Here is a 15,698-nt window from a genome sequence, read left to right on the forward strand (position 1 = left end):
CGCCGGCCAGCACCTCAACGGCCCGCTCGGGTTGGCGATCACCCCGAAGGGCGACATCCTCACCGTCAACGGCGGCGACGGCAACATTGTCTCGGCCCGAGAGGGCAGCGTTCTTCAGGGACAGCAGGTTCAAGGTGGTCGTGTAGAGGGCGCTCCTGGGCTCGGGGCCCGCGCGGTTCCTCGTTCCGGGTTGTACCGGCCTGTTCAGGACAGGCTCAGAAACCTGCTCCGACCTGCACGTTCACTGCGGGACAGGTGCGGAACCGATCCGTACTGTGCCGGTGCGCCGGGTGGATTGCACAGCACCTCAGGGGTTGATGAATCTGGTTCCGGCTCGGCCCACGGAAGGGCTGGGTGACCTGGAAGAGAGGGAATCCCTTGTTGAAGAAACTGGAGGCCATGGGCGCCGGTCTGCTGGAGCGGTTCGTGCCCGGCATCGAGGCTTCTGCGGCGCAGTGTGGCTGCAAGTGGTTCAAGGCGTGCTGGCAGTGCCCGAGCAACCAGCAGTGCAAGGCGTACTGCTGCGACGGACAGGGCTGTGTCGTCAAGAGCACCTGGTGCGGTGCGACGTCCTGTTGATCGGGTCCGAAGCGGGGGCGGCGCCCACGCGGCGCCGCTCTTTCCAGTAGAGGTGGATGTCTTCATGCACTACCTGGCTCTCGGCCTGCGCTGCTTCGTCGGCGTCGTGTTCCTGATCTCGTCCCTGAGCAAGCTGGGGCCGTCGTCCCATCGGGAATTCCGTGCGTCTCTGCGTGCCATGAGGCTGTTGCCGGACCGGCTGACCGCGTCGGCCGCCGGCTGTGTCGTGGCGGGTGAACTCGCCCTGGTCGCCTGCCTTGCCGCCCCCTCGCACCTCGTCGCCGCCGCGGGTTTCGCTACGGCGGGCCTGCTTCTGCTCGTCTTCTCCGGCGCCATCGCGGTCCTGCTGCGACGCGGTGGCGACAGGCCGTGCCGCTGTTTCGGGGCCTCGTCGGCGGTGCTCGCGCCGCGCCACCTGCTGCGCAATGCGCTGCTCGTCGCCGCCGCGGCCACCGGTGTCTTCGCATCGTCCGCGCCGCACGGGCCGCTGGTGTGGTCCGGGGCGGTGGGCGCCGTCTGTGCCGGAGCCGTGCTGGGTGGTCTGGTCACGGTGCTCGACGACATCGTCTCGCTGTTCGGGCCGGGCGCCGCCGCGAAGTCCCCTGCCCGTGACCGTGTTCGCCGGGGGCCGTCGGCCCCAGGGGCGGCCCCCTCGTCATCCCTGAAGCATCAGAAGTTTTCACGTACCTGAAACGGAGTCGGACCATGAATGCCCTGTTCCTCGTTCTCGTTCCGGTGGTGGGGTTGCTGTGCTGCCTGAACTTGCTGTTGACCATCGGCGTGGTCAGGCGGTTGCGCGAGCACAGCGAACTGCTGGCCGAGCGCGGCGGTCTGAACGAGTCGGACGTCCCCGTCGGCCTGGAGGTCGGCGAGTTCGCCGCCGTCACGCTCGACGGTGCGGAAGTCGGACGCGACGACCTCGCCGAGGACTGCGTCGTGGCCTTCTTCATGCACGACTGCTCGCCGTGCCGGGAGAAGATGCCGCGCTTCGTCGAGTACGCCAGGAAGCTGCCCGGCGGCCGGGACCAGACCCTCGTGGTGGTCGCCGAGGACGACGGCAAGGAGCGGGAGTTCGCTGAGGCGCTGGCTCCGGTCGCGCGTGTCGTGGTGACCAATGGCATGGGCCCCGTCGCCGGGGCATTCAAGGTGTCCGCCTTCCCGACGATGTTGCGCGTCGCACGGGACGAGCTCGGTCAGGTACGGGTCAGTGCCAACAGCATCGACCTGGACCAGCCGATGGGCGCTCTGATCTGATGGCCGACGCGCCCTGCCCGCCGCGGGACGGAGGCCCGCCGGCCCTGCGGCGGGAGGTCGGAGATCCGCCGGCCCCGCCGGGGAACGGAGGCCGGCAGACCCTGCGAACGGCCTGTCGCCTGGCCTTCGCCGCGGCGCCCGGAACCTTCTGCCTCTACGTGATGACGACTCTGGTGGGCGGCGTCCTGCCGGTCGCGGCCGCCTGGCTGACCAAGCTGATCCTCGACGGACTGTCGGGCCGCACCCCCGCCTGGGATCCGGTGTGGTCGGCCGTGGGATTCTCCCTGGCGGGGGTCGCGCTGGCGATCGGCCCCCAGGGTGCCGAGTACCTGCGTTCCGAACTCGACCGCTCGGTCGGCCTGCGGGCACAGGACCACCTGTTCCGCGCGGTCGAGCGGTTCGTGGGCCTCGCCCGGTTCGAGGACCCCGCCTTCCTCGACCGGCTGCGCCTCGCCGAACAGGCGGGTGGGACGATGCCCCTCCAGGCGGTGGACGGCCTGCTGCGCCTGGGCCAGTCGGCGCTCGTGCTCATGGGGTTTCTGCTGTCGTTGTGGACCCTGAGTCCGGGCATGACGGTCCTGGTGCTCTGCGCCGGCATCCCGACACTGCTTGCGGAGGTGGCGCTGTCCCGCCAGCGGGCAGCGGTCTCGGTCACGGTCGGTCCCATCGAACGCCGGGAGATGTTCTACAGCCACCTGCTGTCGAGCGTGGCCGCCGCCAAGGAGATCCGGCTGTTCGGAACCGCCCCCCATCTGCGGGGCCGGATGCTGGCGGAGCGGCGGGCGGCCAACGCCGCGCGGCGGACCGTGGACCGCAGGGAGGTCACCTGGCAGGCAGGGCTGGGAATGCTGGGAGCCTTCGTCTCGGGCGGCGGCCTGGTCTGGGCGGTGGCGTCGGCGAGCCGGGGCGGGTTGTCCCTGGGGGACGTGGCGATGTTCCTCACCGCCGTCGTCGCCGTGCAGTCCGCGCTTGGGGGTCTGGCGGGTGCGATCGCCGGAACCCACCAGTCGCTGCTGATGTTCGGCCACTTCGTCGCCGTCACCACCGCCGCGCAGGACCTGCCCGTCGCCGAGGCGCCGCGCGACCTGCCGCCCCTGGGCGGGGCGATCGAGTTCGACGACGTGTGGTTCCGCTACTCGGCCGACCATCCGTGGATCCTGCGGGGCGTCAGCCTCCGTGTTCCGTACGGGAGTTCCCTCGCACTGGTCGGCCTCAACGGGGCCGGCAAGACCACCCTGGTGAAACTCCTCTGCCGACTCTACGACCCGGTGAGAGGCGCGATTCGATGGGACGGCGTGGACCTGCGCGAGGTGGATCCCGCAGAACTGCGCCGCAGGATCGGGGTCGTCTTCCAGGACTACATGAACTACGACCTCACCGCCGCCGAGAGTATCGCCCTGGGTGACCTGAGTGCGCTGGGGGATGGCGAGCGCCTCACCCGCGCCGCACGCGAGGCAGGCATCCACGACGTCCTCAGCCGCCTTCCGTACGGCTACGAGACCCTGCTCTCCCGGACGTTCATGATGGAAGGGGACAAGGATGACCCGGAGACGGGCGTGGTGCTGTCCGGGGGCCAGTTCCAACGGCTCGCGCTGGCACGGGCGTTGTTGCGAGAAGGCAGCGAACTCCTGATCCTCGACGAGCCCTCGGCCGGTCTCGACGCCGAGGCCGAGGCCGAGATCCACGCCTCGCTCCAGCACACACGCACCGGCCGGACCAGTCTGCTCATCTCGCACCGCCTCGGCGCACTACGGGGCGCCGACCGGATCGTCGTACTGGAAGACGGCCGCGTGGCCGAGGAGGGCAGCCACGCGGAACTGCTCGAACTGGACGGGACCTACGCACAGTTGTTCACACTCCAGGCATCCGGCTACCGGGCCGCCGCGCGCGACTGAGGAAACTCCACCATGACCCTTCCTGCCTCCCGCCGGGGCGAACACTCCGCCCGCCCCGTGCGCGGCCCGCTGCTTTTCGGGCTGACCCTGCTGATCACGGCCGTACCGCTGGCGATGCTGCACCGGCCCGCGCCACCACTGGTGTGGCTGTCCGTCCTGGCGCCCGTTCCCTGGTTGATGCTGGCCGTCGGCCGTGCCCTGCTGCGCAGCCGATGGGTGGTCGTGACGGTCCGGGGAGCGAGCATGCAGCCCACGCTCCGCGGCGGGGACCGCCTCCTCGTCCGACGCGGCCCCGTCCGAGCGGTCGGGGAACTCGCGGTGCTCGGGCGCGCTGTGATGGGCCCCGAGGAACCTGCGTACTTCGAGTGGATCGTCAAGCGGGTCGCCGCCGTGCCGGGTGACCCGATACCGCGTGACAGCGTTCCGTCCCTGGCGGACGTACCCGAGACCACTGTGCCGTCGGGGAGGCTCGTGCTGCTCGGGGACAATCGGGCACAGAGCTTCGACTCACGCCGATTCGGCTACTACTCGGCCGAGGAGGTGCTGGGTGTCGTCGTACGGCCGCTCGGCCGGGCCGCCCACCGTTCCCGCCGGGACCACAGTCGCGGTCAGCACCGCCCTCGGCGTCGTCACTTCACCGGATCGAAGGCGAACAGCTGTTCTTCGGCCACCGGGTCGCACGACAACTGAAGCAGTGGCTGCCATTCCCGCTCACCGGACCTCGCCGACGAGGTGAAACCCAGACACTTCTGGGAATGGCGTGGACGCAGCCTGTACGAACCCTGATCCGGTGAGTTGCCGGGGCCGGTCGTGGCGGGCCGGCTGACGACGGCGGTGTCCGCGGACTCCAGCGCGAAACGCTCGGCAGGACCCCGTCGTCCGCACACGTCATCGGCGACCTGGGCGAGATCGGCGGTACGCCGGTCCGTCACACCCATGCACCCCGGCCCGAACTCGGGGTGGTTGGAGAGGATCTGATACGTACCGTCGGCAAGCCGTTCGAGGGCGTAGTCCGGTATGGCATCGGTGCATCGCGCCTGGTGGACCTGGCCCGACCCCTCACCGACGCGCTCGGCGAGGCAGAGGCCCGAATGCACGGCACGAATACGGTACCTGCCCTCCGGGACGGACCCGGACCGGGCCGATGGTGCGGTGGCATCACCCGGAACGGCGACCAGTCCCTCATTGGCCGGTCCCTGATTGGTGTCGGTGGCCCTGGAACCGGTCTGCTCGTACAGGACCAGCCCCAAGGTGGCAGCGGCGGCGACGACCGCCACAGCGATGTACGCACCCGCCTGCCGACGCAGACCCGGGCGCCCGCGCCGTGCTGCCGCCGCCGCATCAGCCGAGTCCTCCTGGTCAGGGGCCGCTGCCGGCGCACCGCTCGATGTGACTTCAGGATCTGCGGGATGAGCGAGCCTGCTGCGCGCCGCCAACCAGGCGGCGACGACGTCCGGCGGGCAGCCGCAGGCGCGCACGAGCGCTTCCACGAGTTCGGCCCTCGGCAGCTTCTCCCGGCTCAGGGCGGTGGAGAGTGTACTGGCGGGCAGGGCACGACCCTCCTTTTCGGCCCGGTGGGCCAGTTCCCGCATCGTCAGCCCCGAAAGCGCGCGTAACCGACGGAGACCCGCCATGAACGCCGCCACCTCGGTGAAGCCCTCCGGCTCCAACAGTTCGTCTCTCACTCGTTCCCCCGATATGTAACGTCCCGTGCCTGGCCGCATGTGGTCGTCATGCGTCTGACACGGCCTGATGAGTGGTGGGAGCTGCCTGGGCGAGAGCTTGCCATCACCGAACGGGCAAGGGTAGGTGCAATTTTGGCGATCTGCGGTGCGATCGACAGCTGATGTCCGGGGAGACGGAGAGACGGGGAGGTCGGGTGTTGCGGGCCGCGCCTCTGCGACGGCGAGCGCGGGAGGCACACGTCGGTGGTCCCGATGAGACGTGCGGCGACGATGCGCTTGAGCGAGCGGGTGGTCGGAGGGGCGGATGCCGAGGCAGCCATGAGCACCGCTTCCGGGTGGTTGGCGGGGACGGTTTCGTGTCGCCGCACCGTAGGAATGGGCAGGTCAGAGGTACATGTGGCGGAACACCATAGTTCTTGGGCCGGGTGTGCGCGGGGCCACCGTGAAAGGCGCGTCGAGAGTGCTCCGAGGTCCGCGTTGCAGGCCGGCGGGCGCCTGTCCGATCTGCGTCGTTCTGCATGCTTCAGCGCCCTGGCACTGTCTTGCGTGCTGGTTGGGTGCTGCCCTGGAACCGCATGTCAGCACCCCTGATCACCTGTCCCGTGCCGACTTGGTGCCGACTACGCAGCGTTGAACTTCGGCGGCTGCCGTCAGGCCCGGCGGGTTCCTGCGGAGGCGGCCATGGGCGGTGGGGCGTGGTCTCGCCGTTCTGCGGCCTGTCCGCCGGTACATGAATATGGCTTCTGAGGCCCGTGCGGGCGGGAGGTCCGCCTCTACAGAGCGCCTGCTTCGGAGCCTGCGGGTGTTGACGCGGCGGTGTTCCGTCCTCGCGATGCCCGCATGCGGCATGACCACCGGATTCCCGTGGACTGGAGAAGACCGATGAGCGGAAGGCTGACAGGCAGGAAGGCCCTGGTCACTGGCGGCGCACGAGGAATCGGTGCGGCTGTGGTCCGCAGGCTCGCCGCCGACGGAGCCGACGTGGCCATCAACTACCGGAGCGGCGCAGACGCGGCCGAAGCGCTCGCCGCCGAGATCGCCGCCGACGGCCGCCGCGCTGTCGCGATCAAGGCGGACGTCAGCGATCCGGAGGAGATCCGCCGACTGGCCGATCAGGCCGCCGAAGCTCTTGGTGGGCTCGATATTCTCGTCAGCAACGCCGGAATCGAGCACTTCGGCAAGCTGGACGACGTCGCACCCGCCGACTTCGACCGTGTCTTCGCGATCAATACACGAGCCCAGTTCTTCGCCGTACAGCACGCAGTGCGCCACATGGGCGAAGGAGGGCGGGTCGTACTGACGTCATCGCAGAGTGCCCACAAGGCGGTCTTCTACCATGCCCTCTATGCGTCGAGCAAGGCCGCCGTCGAGTGCATCGCGCTCAACCTCAGCCCCGAACTCGGCCGGCGCGGCATCACCATCAACGTGATCGCGCCTGGTGGAACCGTCACCGACATGTCCGCTCACGCGGCTTCGCACTACGTCCATCCCGACGTCGACACAGAATTCCACACCCTCATTCGCACGGCCAGTTCGCTCGGGCGCATGGCCCAGCCATCCGAAATCGCCGCGGTCGTCTCATTCTTGGTGTCGGACGATGCCTCGTTCATCACCGGTCGGACCATCCAGGCCGACGGCGGCTGGTTCTGACCGAGAAGCGCCGCATCACTCGTTTCCAGGATTGAGGTAGAGGAATGACGTATGTCGCCCAGGACCGTCCGCGCCTCGGATGGATCGGTACCGGCCGCATGGGGTTTCAACTCGCCGCCCGGCTGCTGGAAGCGGGGCACGACGTAGCCGTCCACAACAGGACCCGCACCAAGGCCGAACCCCTGGCGGAGCAGGGAGCGACGATCGTCGACCGGCCGGCCGACCTGGCGGACCGGGATGTCGTCTTCACCATGGTCTCCGCCTCGCCCGACCTGGAGGCGGTGACCACGGGCCCCGGCGGCGTGCTGACCTCGCCGGATGCCGCGCCAGGGGTGCTGATCGACAGTTCGACGGTGTCCACTCGGGGGTCCGCGCTGATCCGGAGCGAATGCGCCAAGCGTGGGACCGACTTCCTGGCCGCCCCGGTGAGTGGGAACCCGAAGGTGATCGCCGCAGGAAAGCTGACGGTCGCGGCCTCGGGCTCGCGCGAGGTGTTCGACCAGGTCGAGCCGTTGCTGGCAGTCTTCGGGCGCGGGGTGACCTACGTCGGCAAGGACGAGGTCGCCCGTCTCGTCAAGATCGCGCACAACGTCTTCCTGGGTGTCGTCACCCAGTCGCTCGCCGAGATCACGGTCCTCGCGGAGAAGGGCGGTGTCAGCCGTGCCGCCTTCCTGCAATTCCTCAACGACTCCGTGATGGGCTCGGTCTACACCCGCTACAAGTCGCCCGCGCTGGTCAACCTGGACTTCACACCGACGTTCACGATGCCGCTGCTGAGCAAGGACCTCGACCTGGGATTGTCGGCTTCCCGAGAGCTGGGGGTCCCGATGCCGCTCGCCGCCACCACCGCTCAGCTCGTCGCCGGCGCCATCGGGGCAGGGCACGTCGAGGAGGACTTCGCTGCCCTGATCCTCGAACAGGCCAGGAACTCCGGCATCACACTGAACCCCCAGAACGTGCCCGTGGACGACGGCCTGTCACCGCAGGCATGACTTGCCGTCCGACACCACCGGCCGGCCCGTCGGCCCCGGCCGACGGTTGCGGCGCGACGGCGACGCCACTGCCCGCGCCCGGCAGTCGGCGGGCCCGTCGACGTGCCCCAGGCGTGTCCGGCCAGTGGCTGTCCAAATGCCACAGCCCTACCGCTTCGGCAGGAGCATGGATGCAGCTGTTCGCGTGCATGTGTCGCTCGGGCCCGAGGAGTGGATGAGATGAGTCCGGAAGGCATGGCCGGCCTGCGGGCGACCATCGACGATGTCCGGATGGTTCTCCTGTCTCTGGGCGTCGACGAATGGGTTGCCCCGAGCGCCGCCACCGGCTGGTCGGTCAAGGACGTCGCCACTCATATGGCTGATCTGCTGAGCATCCTGACGTCCGCGGTCAGGGGTGCACCGGACACCGGCCTCGGCATTGAGCGGCTCAACGACGTGCACGTCACCGAGAGGGCCGATTGGGCCCCCGACGACGTGCTCGCTGACTTCACACGTCAGTCCGCTGAAGCCCTGCCGGTTTTCGACACGTTGCAGAACGAGCCGTATGCCTCCACGCGGGCGCCGTACCTCGACTTGGGAACGTATCCCCTGCACACCATGGCCGATGTGTGCGCGTTCGACTTCTATGACCATCTGCGATGGGACATTCTGGCTCCCCGAGGCCCTCTGCGGCGCCAGCCGCCATCACCGGACGAGACCCGGTTGCGGCCCGCCGTGGGGTGGCTGCTGACCGGCCTGCCGTACATGCAGCCGGGCCTCGCCGACAGCCTCACCGAGCCCATCCAGCTGACGCTGACCGGGCCGGGCGGTGGCGCGTGGATGCTCGATCCGCGTCAGGGGCAGATCACCGTGACGCCTGCAAGCAACGGGTTGAGGCCGACTGCCATCGTGGAGTCGACGGCGCACGACTTCACAGCCTGGGCCACGACCAGAGTGCCTTGGCGCGACCACGTGAACGTGACCGGCGACCGCCAGGTGGCGAGCTTCTTCCTGGACGCGCTGAACCTTGTCTGAAGGGGTGATCGTGCGGATCGCGAGGCCGGGCCGAGGGCCGGCGCTCCGCAAGACGTCAGCGGATCGCGCGGTGTCGAGGAGCGAGAGAGACGGAGGATTGCCCCGCAAGTGGGCTCCAGCATGCGGACCGTCCCCGATCTGCGACCCATGGCGGCTTCCGTCAGAAACCGTGGTTCGCCTCCCGCCCGCGCGAGCGCCTGCGAATCGTCTGTCCCGGTGGGCGTCCGTGGGCCGTACGGGTCGTCGAGTGCCGCCGTTCGACGGATGCAGCGGTCGGGTCCGATGCGGTTGTCGTCCGGCTGGGACACCTTCCTTGCGGGCGTGCCGGGGGATACGCCCCGGTGTGAAGAGGAACCCGGTGTCGTGCGGGTTCCGAACCGCTTGTCCGTCGTTCGCCCGGGGGCTGAAGGAAGGACTCTCGACGTGCCTGACTCCGTCGTCCTCATCACGGGCGCGCTCACCGGTATCGGCCGCGCCACCGCCTTCGCCTACGCCCGTCAAGGCGCAAACCTCGTGGTCTCCGGCCGCCACGAGGACGCGGGTGGGCAGCTTGCCAGGGAACTGGCCGAACTCGGCGCCCCGGCCGAGTTCGTGCGTGCCGATGTCCGCTTCGACGCCGACGTGAAGGACCTCGTCGACCGTGCGGTCGTGCGGTTCGGGCGGATCGATGTCGCTTTCAACAACGCCGGCACCGAGGGAACGCCCAGCCCTGTCACCGAGGTGACCGACGAGGCCTACCAGGCCACCTTCGATACCAACGTCAAGGGAACGCTGCTGTGCCTGAAGCATGAGTTCCGGGTCATGAGGGAACAGGGCGGCGGCAGCATCGTCAACGTCAGCTCCAACTTCGGCCTGATGGGCTATCCCGGGGCAGCCTTGTACGTCGGGAGCAAGCATGCCGTCGTCGGCATCACCAAGGCGGCTGCGCTCGAAGGTGCCGCTCACGGTATCCGGGTCAACGCGGTCGCGCCCGGCTACACCCGGACCGCCATGTACGAGCGGTTCACCGGCGACGACACGGCTCGTGCGGCGGTCGATTCGGTGCTGCCCATGCACCGGGCGGGTACGCCGGAGGAGATCGCCGAGGCCGTCCAGTTCCTGGGTTCGGACAAGGCGAGCTACGTCACCGGGCACGTCCTCCTTGCCGACGGCGGCCTCATGGCGGGCGGGCCCCTGTTCCCGAGCTCGTGAACCGTGGGATCGCTGGTCGAGTCACCGCTCGGACCGGAGCATCACCGCGGATACCCCGCGTCTTCAGGAGAGCATCCGGCCTGGCGTCCGCGTGACCGCCGCCACTCTGAAGCACCGCGTCCGCGTACCGATCCACGTTCCGCTCTGAAGGGTCGATGTGGCAGGAAAACCAACTCCTGTACTGGAACTGCACAGCTACTGGAACTGCTCAGCCCCGGAGAGCAGGGGCTGCAGCATGCGGGACATCGCCTGCGGACCGCGGGCCTGGCAGGCTCCTCGGCGGTCGATGTGCGGGTCACGCTGCGGCATCCGGTACTCCCCGATTGCGGTCCGGTCGGGGCAAGCCGGCAGCGTAGCCGGTGAGCAGAGCGCTCAGGATGTCGGCCAGCCTGGGTTCGACGTCGACGATGGAATGGGACAGCTCGGGATCGGTCTCGTAGAAGGCGCGCAACTGTGTGCCGGGTGCGGCCATTTGCCACAGGGCTCCGGCCATCGACGTGGCGGTCACCACCACGCCGTGTGCCTGTTCGAGGTCCAGCGGCGCGACCGCGCGAAGCGTGGCGCTGATGTCCGCGACCTCCGCGACGGCGACTCGCTTGAACGCCCTGACCGTGTCGGTGGAGACGTTGCGTTCCAGATTCAGCGGGGTGTGCGCCAGCAGGTCGCAGAACAGTGGGCGGGCCACCAGCGAGTGGGCCAGCGTGTCGGCGATCGATTGGGCGGTCCGACCCCACTCCTGCCCGTCGACGGCGGGGCGGGGCGTGTCGGCCTCAAGGCTGCTGCGCACCTCGGCTGACCAGTCCTTCCAGCCGTTCGCCGCCAGGCGTAGGAAGATGTCCTCGCGCGTCTCGAAATAGCGCAGCACCGCTGACTTGTGCATGCCGACCTCGTCGGCGATGGCGGTCACGGTTACCTCCCGGACTCCGTCCATGGTCGCGAGGCGTTCCGCCGCCGCGAGGATTGCCTCTTCGCGGGCGCGCTTGGCCTCGGGGCTGCGGGCGCGCATGAAGTCAGCCTTGGTCACCTCGCCAGTATAACGAAACCGCGTTTCGGTAATAGTGGAACCGTGTTGCGGTAGTGATGTGGCAGCGCATTACCGCAACGGGGTTGCGGTAATAATGCAACTGTGTTGCGCTAGAAGTATGAGTGCACACACCCACACCTGGTTCATCACCGGAACGTCCCGCGGCTTCGGTCGCAACCTCGCGATCGCCGCTCTCGAAGGCGGCGACAACGTCGTCGCCACAGCACGCAAGCCGGAACAACTGGACGATCTCGTGCAGCGGTACGGAGACCGCGTTCTCGTCGTTGCGCTCGACGTCACCGACCGGTCGGCCGCCGTGGCTGCTCTGCAGGCGGCGGTCGACCGGTTCGGCAGGGTCGACGTGGTGGTCAACAATGCCGGATACGCCAACGCCTCGGCGATCGAGACCACGCCCGAGGACGACTTCCGTCGTCAGTTCGAAACCAATTTCTGGGGCGTCTACAACGTCTCGACGGCGGCGCTGCCGGTCCTGCGGGCGCAGGGAGGCGGCACGATGGTGCAGTTCTCCTCCATCGGCGGTCGCGTCGGCGGTACGCCGGGGCTCGGGTCCTATCAGGCGGCCAAGTTCGCCGTGGACGGCTTCACCCGGGTGCTCGCGGCCGAGACCGCGCCATTCGGCATCAAGTGCCTGGTCGTGGAGCCTGGCGGGTTCGCCACGGACTGGGCCGGAGCCTCGATGCGGATCCCTGACGTCACACCGGAGTACGAACCGACGGTCGGCGAGATGGTACGCAGGTTCGGCGGCATGTCCGCCCCGGGCGACCCCGAGCGGGCCGGTGAGATCCTGGTCCGACTCGTCAAGCACCCGAGCCTGCCCTCCCACCTCATCCTCGGGGCCGGTGCCGTCCAGATGGCGCAGAGCTACTCGCGCGGCCAGCTGGAAGAGGCGGCCACGTGGGAGCCGGTGAGCCGGTCGGCCGACTTCGACCAGGACTACCCGGTCGACCTGGTCGCCCTCGCGCAGGAGGCCGGGGGACCGCAATGAACAGTCCGCGGGCAAGGCCGCACTCGTGACCGGTGCCGGCCGTGGCAGGCGCGCTGCGGCGGCGCGGCTGCTTACCGGCGGCGGGGCGGACGTCACCCGCGTGGGCCGACACACGGACCGGCAGGGGCGCTCCGCACCGAACCGGACACCGAGACCAAGGCCTTGAAGCCGCTGACCCGCTTCACCCTCGGAGCCTGATTGCCCGACGGTGACCGCTACTGGTCCACACGAAGCAGCACCGTGTGTTCCCGCCCTCGACGACCTCACCGGCCCAGCGGTCACGGTCGAGGACGCGCTGCGCACGTACACCCGGCAACGCACCGCCCGGAAGAAGCGGCGGGGACCGGTCGGCTGGCACTGGACACAGGACTCTGCGCCGGTTCACCGCATCTGACCGCCCGCGCAAGGCCGACTGTGGCACGCGGCCGCTGACTGGGCCCTTCCGGGATCAGTGACAGGATCGGCCCTGGCCTGTTCGGCCATCACGCGCCCGGGGCGATCTGCAGGTTCGGGGGTGTTTCGTCAGGAACCGTCGTGGCCTTGTGTACGGGCTCTCCGCAGTGGGAGCGCATCGGGTGCCACGGGCGGGGAGGTACGCGTCGTCAGCGAGGGACCTCAGCATCCGGCGAAGACGCCGGCCGGTTTCCTCCTGGACCTCGCGGGTGAGGGCTTGAACGAGCGTCCGGCCGGGCTCGACGTGTTACGCGCTGGGGTGCGTACCCCGCGCACAACATGGCAGGCCCGTCGCGCGGCGACCGAGTCCGACCCCGGCACTGACGCCCGCACCGCCTGGGCGACGGAGCGCCGTGCCCGGCGCGCCCGCGGCCAGTCGCGCACTTCGGACAGGCGCGATACCCAGGCGCAACGCGTGCGCCAGTGGATCGCGCTCGATCCCCGTCAAGCAGTGGCCTGCGCGGAGCCCGTGCTCTCGTCGGCCTGGCATCTCGGTGGATCGGGACCCACCTGTAACCACTCACCGGAGCACCTCACCCGGGACGGTCCTGATCGTGATCAGTCGTCAGCGATGTGGTCGAAACCCCGGTTGCCGGCCCGCGGGGCGGCTCAGTCCTTCTTCTCCTTCTCGCCCAGCTTCTCGACGAAGTCCTGCGCCTTGTCGACAGCAGTGTCGATCTTGTCGCTGTGCTTGCCGTCGGTCTTGTCGTCGATGAAGTCGCCGACTTTCTCAAGCCCTTCGGAGATCTTGTCGCTGTGAGCTTCGGCGAGATCCTCGGCCTTGTCCTTGAGGTTCTTCAGGGCGTCGAACATGTGTGGGTCTGCCTCCTCGGGTTGGATTGCCTGGTCAGGGACATGTTCCCACGGAGCTTGTGGCGGACGAGACAGGTTGGGCGGCATGCCCGGTGCGAAGCAAGGGGCACGGTGCGCGACGCAGCCTGCCCCGCATCCACGGGCCAGGAACCGGGGCGAACGTGCCGCGGAAAGGAGCACGCGGTGATCGTCGCTGCCACTGAACAGCGGCGCACCCGTGAGAGCGGCGCTGCCGGGGGTGCGCAGGGCCCTGGCAGACGCCGCTCCGAAGTGGTGGACGGCGTTGTCCTCCTCCTCGCCTGGCTCGTTACTTCGCGGCGGGCTCCGGCGCGCCGCCCCGCTCGGTGGCGGAGGGCTCGGCCGGGGACCGGGCGGGGGAGCGGTGAGGGCGGACGCCGACCATGCCGACGGCGGTAAGGACCGCGGCCAGGGCGGCGGCGATGCCGCAGATGAGGAAGGCGTTGCTGAAGCCGCTGCCCAGCGCGTCGAGGGCGAGGCCGTGCGCTGCCGATCCCGGAGCGCCTGGCGGCAGGCTGTTCACGGCGATCGGTCCTCCCTCGGCGGCGATCCCGCGCGCGGCCCCCAGATGGTCCGCGGGCAGGTCCGCACCGCCCAGGTTCGACGAGAACGCCGTTCCCGCCTTGCTCAGGGCGACCGCGCCGACGACGACCGGGCCGAGCGCGAAGCCGAGATCGCGGAGCCGCCGCACCTCAAGGCGACCTTCGTCAGCGGTGGTCACTACGACTTCTACGAGACCACCTACCACGGCGGCATCATGTGGTTCATGCCGCGTGCCGCCCGCGAGGGACGCGGCGGCGACTCCGGCATCGCGCACACCGACGTCAAGTCCCGCATGCGGGAGGTCCATTCCCCCGAGCAGCTGAAGAAGCTCGTCGAGGAGCGGCTGAAGGACCCGGACGTGGCGGCCTGGCCGAACCTCGTGCACGTGCTCAAGTACCCGAAGAACCGCGAGTTCTGGTTCGACATCGTGATGAACCCCCTCGACGGCGACTGGTACGAGGAACGCAACCCGATCACGCTGGCCGAGAACATCGACATCCCGGTCTACCTGCAGATCGACCAGGGGCGTGGTTGGACCCTGGACGGCCACATCGAGCTGTTCAACGTCCTGAAGGGACCCAAGAAGCTGGACATCGGCTCCTACCCGCCGATGCAGTCGCGCCCCTGGATCGAAGAGCACGACAAGATGTTCCGCTGGTACGAGTACTGGCTCAAGGGCATCGACAACGGCATCATGGACGAGCCGGCCGTGAGCGTCTTCGTGGAGGGCTCGCGCGAGGTGGTCACCGCGACGCAGTGGCCACCGAAGGAGATCGAGTACAAGTCGCTCTATCTGCGCCCGCGGCACAAGCTCTCCTTCGAGCCCGAGTTCATGGGCGCCGAATACGCGGCCCCCGACGGCTTCTACCAGGCGCCGCTCACCGTCACCGACAAGGTGGAGGTGCTGAATTGGAGCACCGAGCCGTTCGAGGAGCCCGCCGAGCTGATCGGCACCGGCGCGGCGCACCTGTTCGCGGAGATCGACCAGGACGACACCAACTTCATCCTGCGCCTGTGGGACGAGGCTCCCGGCGGTGGCCGACAGCTGATCACCACCGGATACCTCAAGGCCTCCCACCGCGAGCTCGACGAGGAACGCACCGCCGAGGGCAACCCCCACCACCCGCACACCCGCGCGGTGCCGGTGGAGCCCGGGAGGACGCAGGAGTACGTGTTGCGACTCCATCCGTTCGCAGCCACCTTCGAGCCGGGGCACCGTCTGGTGGCGGAGTTGTCGAACAACGAGCCGCTGGTCGACGCGCACAACGCGCTGCTGCCGCCGGATGCCTTCCACCTGCCGGTGGGCCGTCCCGTCACCCACAAGATCTACCGCGACGCCGTGCACCCCTCCCGTCTCGTGCTGCCGTTCACTACGGCCACGGCGAATGGCGCGACGCGGTCGGGCTCTTCGCGCGACCACGAGGGAGACCAGCTCGGCTGCTCCTGACGAGGCCGTCACGGCGCCTACCGGGAGGACCGCCGTGCCCCCCGTTATCTTTTTCGCGGTCCTGCAACGGGACCGCCGGCCTCCGGGCCCGGTATGACTGTGTCCCCCTGTCGAACGGATGGCCTGGGGGGTGG

15 protein-coding genes and 1 pseudogene are annotated in these 15,698 nt (G+C 69.1%); 11 read left to right on the top strand and 5 right to left on the bottom strand.

Annotated elements, in window-relative coordinates:
* Window positions 1-354 precede the first annotated feature (354 nt).
* The 5 genes from ACIOHC_RS29820 to ACIOHC_RS29840 all read left to right on the top strand — a co-directional run bounded on the left by ACIOHC_RS29820 (window position 355) and on the right by ACIOHC_RS29840 (window position 4,418).
* Window positions 355-579, top strand: a complete 225-nt coding sequence (locus ACIOHC_RS29820; protein ID WP_351085288.1) for a hypothetical protein — start codon at window positions 355-357, stop codon at window positions 577-579.
* A gap of 64 nt (window positions 580-643) precedes the next feature.
* The gene (locus ACIOHC_RS29825) at window positions 644-1,270 is read left to right on the top strand and encodes a MauE/DoxX family redox-associated membrane protein (protein WP_365689950.1); all 627 of its coding nucleotides are present in this window, start codon (window positions 644-646) and stop codon (window positions 1,268-1,270) included.
* Window positions 1,271-1,284: 14 nt separating this feature from the next.
* Complete coding sequence (locus ACIOHC_RS29830) at window positions 1,285-1,833, top strand: hypothetical protein (RefSeq protein ID WP_351085292.1); 549 nt, start codon at window positions 1,285-1,287, stop codon at window positions 1,831-1,833.
* A gap of 161 nt (window positions 1,834-1,994) precedes the next feature.
* Window positions 1,995-3,728, top strand: a complete 1,734-nt coding sequence (locus ACIOHC_RS29835) for an ABC transporter ATP-binding protein (protein WP_365689949.1) — start codon at window positions 1,995-1,997, stop codon at window positions 3,726-3,728.
* A 12-nt stretch (window positions 3,729-3,740) separates the two neighbouring features.
* A complete protein-coding gene (locus ACIOHC_RS29840; protein ID WP_365689948.1) occupies window positions 3,741-4,418 on the top strand; it encodes a S26 family signal peptidase in 678 nt (225 codons plus the stop codon).
* Here ACIOHC_RS29840 and ACIOHC_RS29845 read toward each other — a convergent pair.
* Window positions 4,358-5,413, bottom strand: coding sequence for a helix-turn-helix domain-containing protein (locus tag ACIOHC_RS29845; protein WP_365689947.1), 1,056 nt, complete (start codon window positions 5,411-5,413; stop codon window positions 4,358-4,360). The genes ACIOHC_RS29840 and ACIOHC_RS29845 overlap by 61 nt on opposite strands.
* Before the next feature lie 882 nt (window positions 5,414-6,295).
* Between ACIOHC_RS29845 and ACIOHC_RS29850 the strand changes: the two genes are divergently transcribed.
* The 4 genes from ACIOHC_RS29850 to ACIOHC_RS29865 all read left to right on the top strand — a co-directional run bounded on the left by ACIOHC_RS29850 (window position 6,296) and on the right by ACIOHC_RS29865 (window position 10,260).
* Entirely contained in the window at window positions 6,296-7,063 is a 768-nt protein-coding gene (locus ACIOHC_RS29850) for an SDR family NAD(P)-dependent oxidoreductase (RefSeq protein WP_389637104.1), read from the top strand.
* Window positions 7,064-7,107: 44 nt separating this feature from the next.
* On the top strand, window positions 7,108-8,055 hold the full coding sequence (locus ACIOHC_RS29855; RefSeq protein ID WP_401844705.1) for an NAD(P)-dependent oxidoreductase: 948 nt from the start codon (window positions 7,108-7,110) through the stop codon (window positions 8,053-8,055).
* A gap of 219 nt (window positions 8,056-8,274) precedes the next feature.
* Window positions 8,275-9,069, top strand: a complete 795-nt coding sequence (locus tag ACIOHC_RS29860; protein ID WP_401844707.1) for a maleylpyruvate isomerase N-terminal domain-containing protein — start codon at window positions 8,275-8,277, stop codon at window positions 9,067-9,069.
* Window positions 9,070-9,492: 423 nt separating this feature from the next.
* Entirely contained in the window at window positions 9,493-10,260 is a 768-nt protein-coding gene (locus ACIOHC_RS29865) for a glucose 1-dehydrogenase (RefSeq protein ID WP_351085303.1), read from the top strand.
* Between the two features lie 295 nt (window positions 10,261-10,555).
* On the opposite strand, the gene ACIOHC_RS29870 is transcribed toward ACIOHC_RS29865, so the two are convergent.
* Window positions 10,556-11,284, bottom strand: coding sequence for a TetR family transcriptional regulator (locus ACIOHC_RS29870; RefSeq protein WP_401844710.1), 729 nt, complete (start codon window positions 11,282-11,284; stop codon window positions 10,556-10,558).
* A gap of 118 nt (window positions 11,285-11,402) precedes the next feature.
* Between ACIOHC_RS29870 and ACIOHC_RS29875 the strand changes: the two genes are divergently transcribed.
* Window positions 11,403-12,290, top strand: coding sequence for an SDR family NAD(P)-dependent oxidoreductase (locus ACIOHC_RS29875; RefSeq protein WP_351085307.1), 888 nt, complete (start codon window positions 11,403-11,405; stop codon window positions 12,288-12,290).
* Window positions 12,291-12,738: 448 nt separating this feature from the next.
* Here ACIOHC_RS29875 and ACIOHC_RS29880 read toward each other — a convergent pair.
* From ACIOHC_RS29880 to ACIOHC_RS29890, 3 genes and pseudogenes are all read right to left on the bottom strand, one after another.
* Window positions 12,739-12,978: pseudogene (locus tag ACIOHC_RS29880) on the bottom strand (hypothetical protein); the annotation flags it as partial.
* Window positions 12,979-13,352: 374 nt separating this feature from the next.
* Window positions 13,353-13,556, bottom strand: a complete 204-nt coding sequence (locus tag ACIOHC_RS29885) for an antitoxin (protein ID WP_351085309.1) — start codon at window positions 13,554-13,556, stop codon at window positions 13,353-13,355.
* A gap of 307 nt (window positions 13,557-13,863) precedes the next feature.
* Window positions 13,864-14,295 (bottom strand): hypothetical protein, encoded by a 432-nt coding sequence (locus ACIOHC_RS29890; RefSeq protein WP_351085311.1) that lies wholly within the window; start codon window positions 14,293-14,295, stop codon window positions 13,864-13,866.
* 45 nt (window positions 14,296-14,340) lie between these two features.
* Between ACIOHC_RS29890 and ACIOHC_RS29895 the strand changes: the two genes are divergently transcribed.
* Window positions 14,341-15,564: a CocE/NonD family hydrolase C-terminal non-catalytic domain-containing protein gene (locus tag ACIOHC_RS29895; protein WP_401844715.1), complete on the top strand. Its 1,224-nt coding sequence runs from the start codon at window positions 14,341-14,343 to the stop codon at window positions 15,562-15,564.
* The last annotated feature ends 134 nt before the right edge of the window (window positions 15,565-15,698 follow it).

The organism is Streptomyces sp. NPDC088252 (genome assembly GCF_044740965.1).
Lineage (GTDB): Bacteria > Actinomycetota > Actinomycetes > Streptomycetales > Streptomycetaceae > Streptomyces.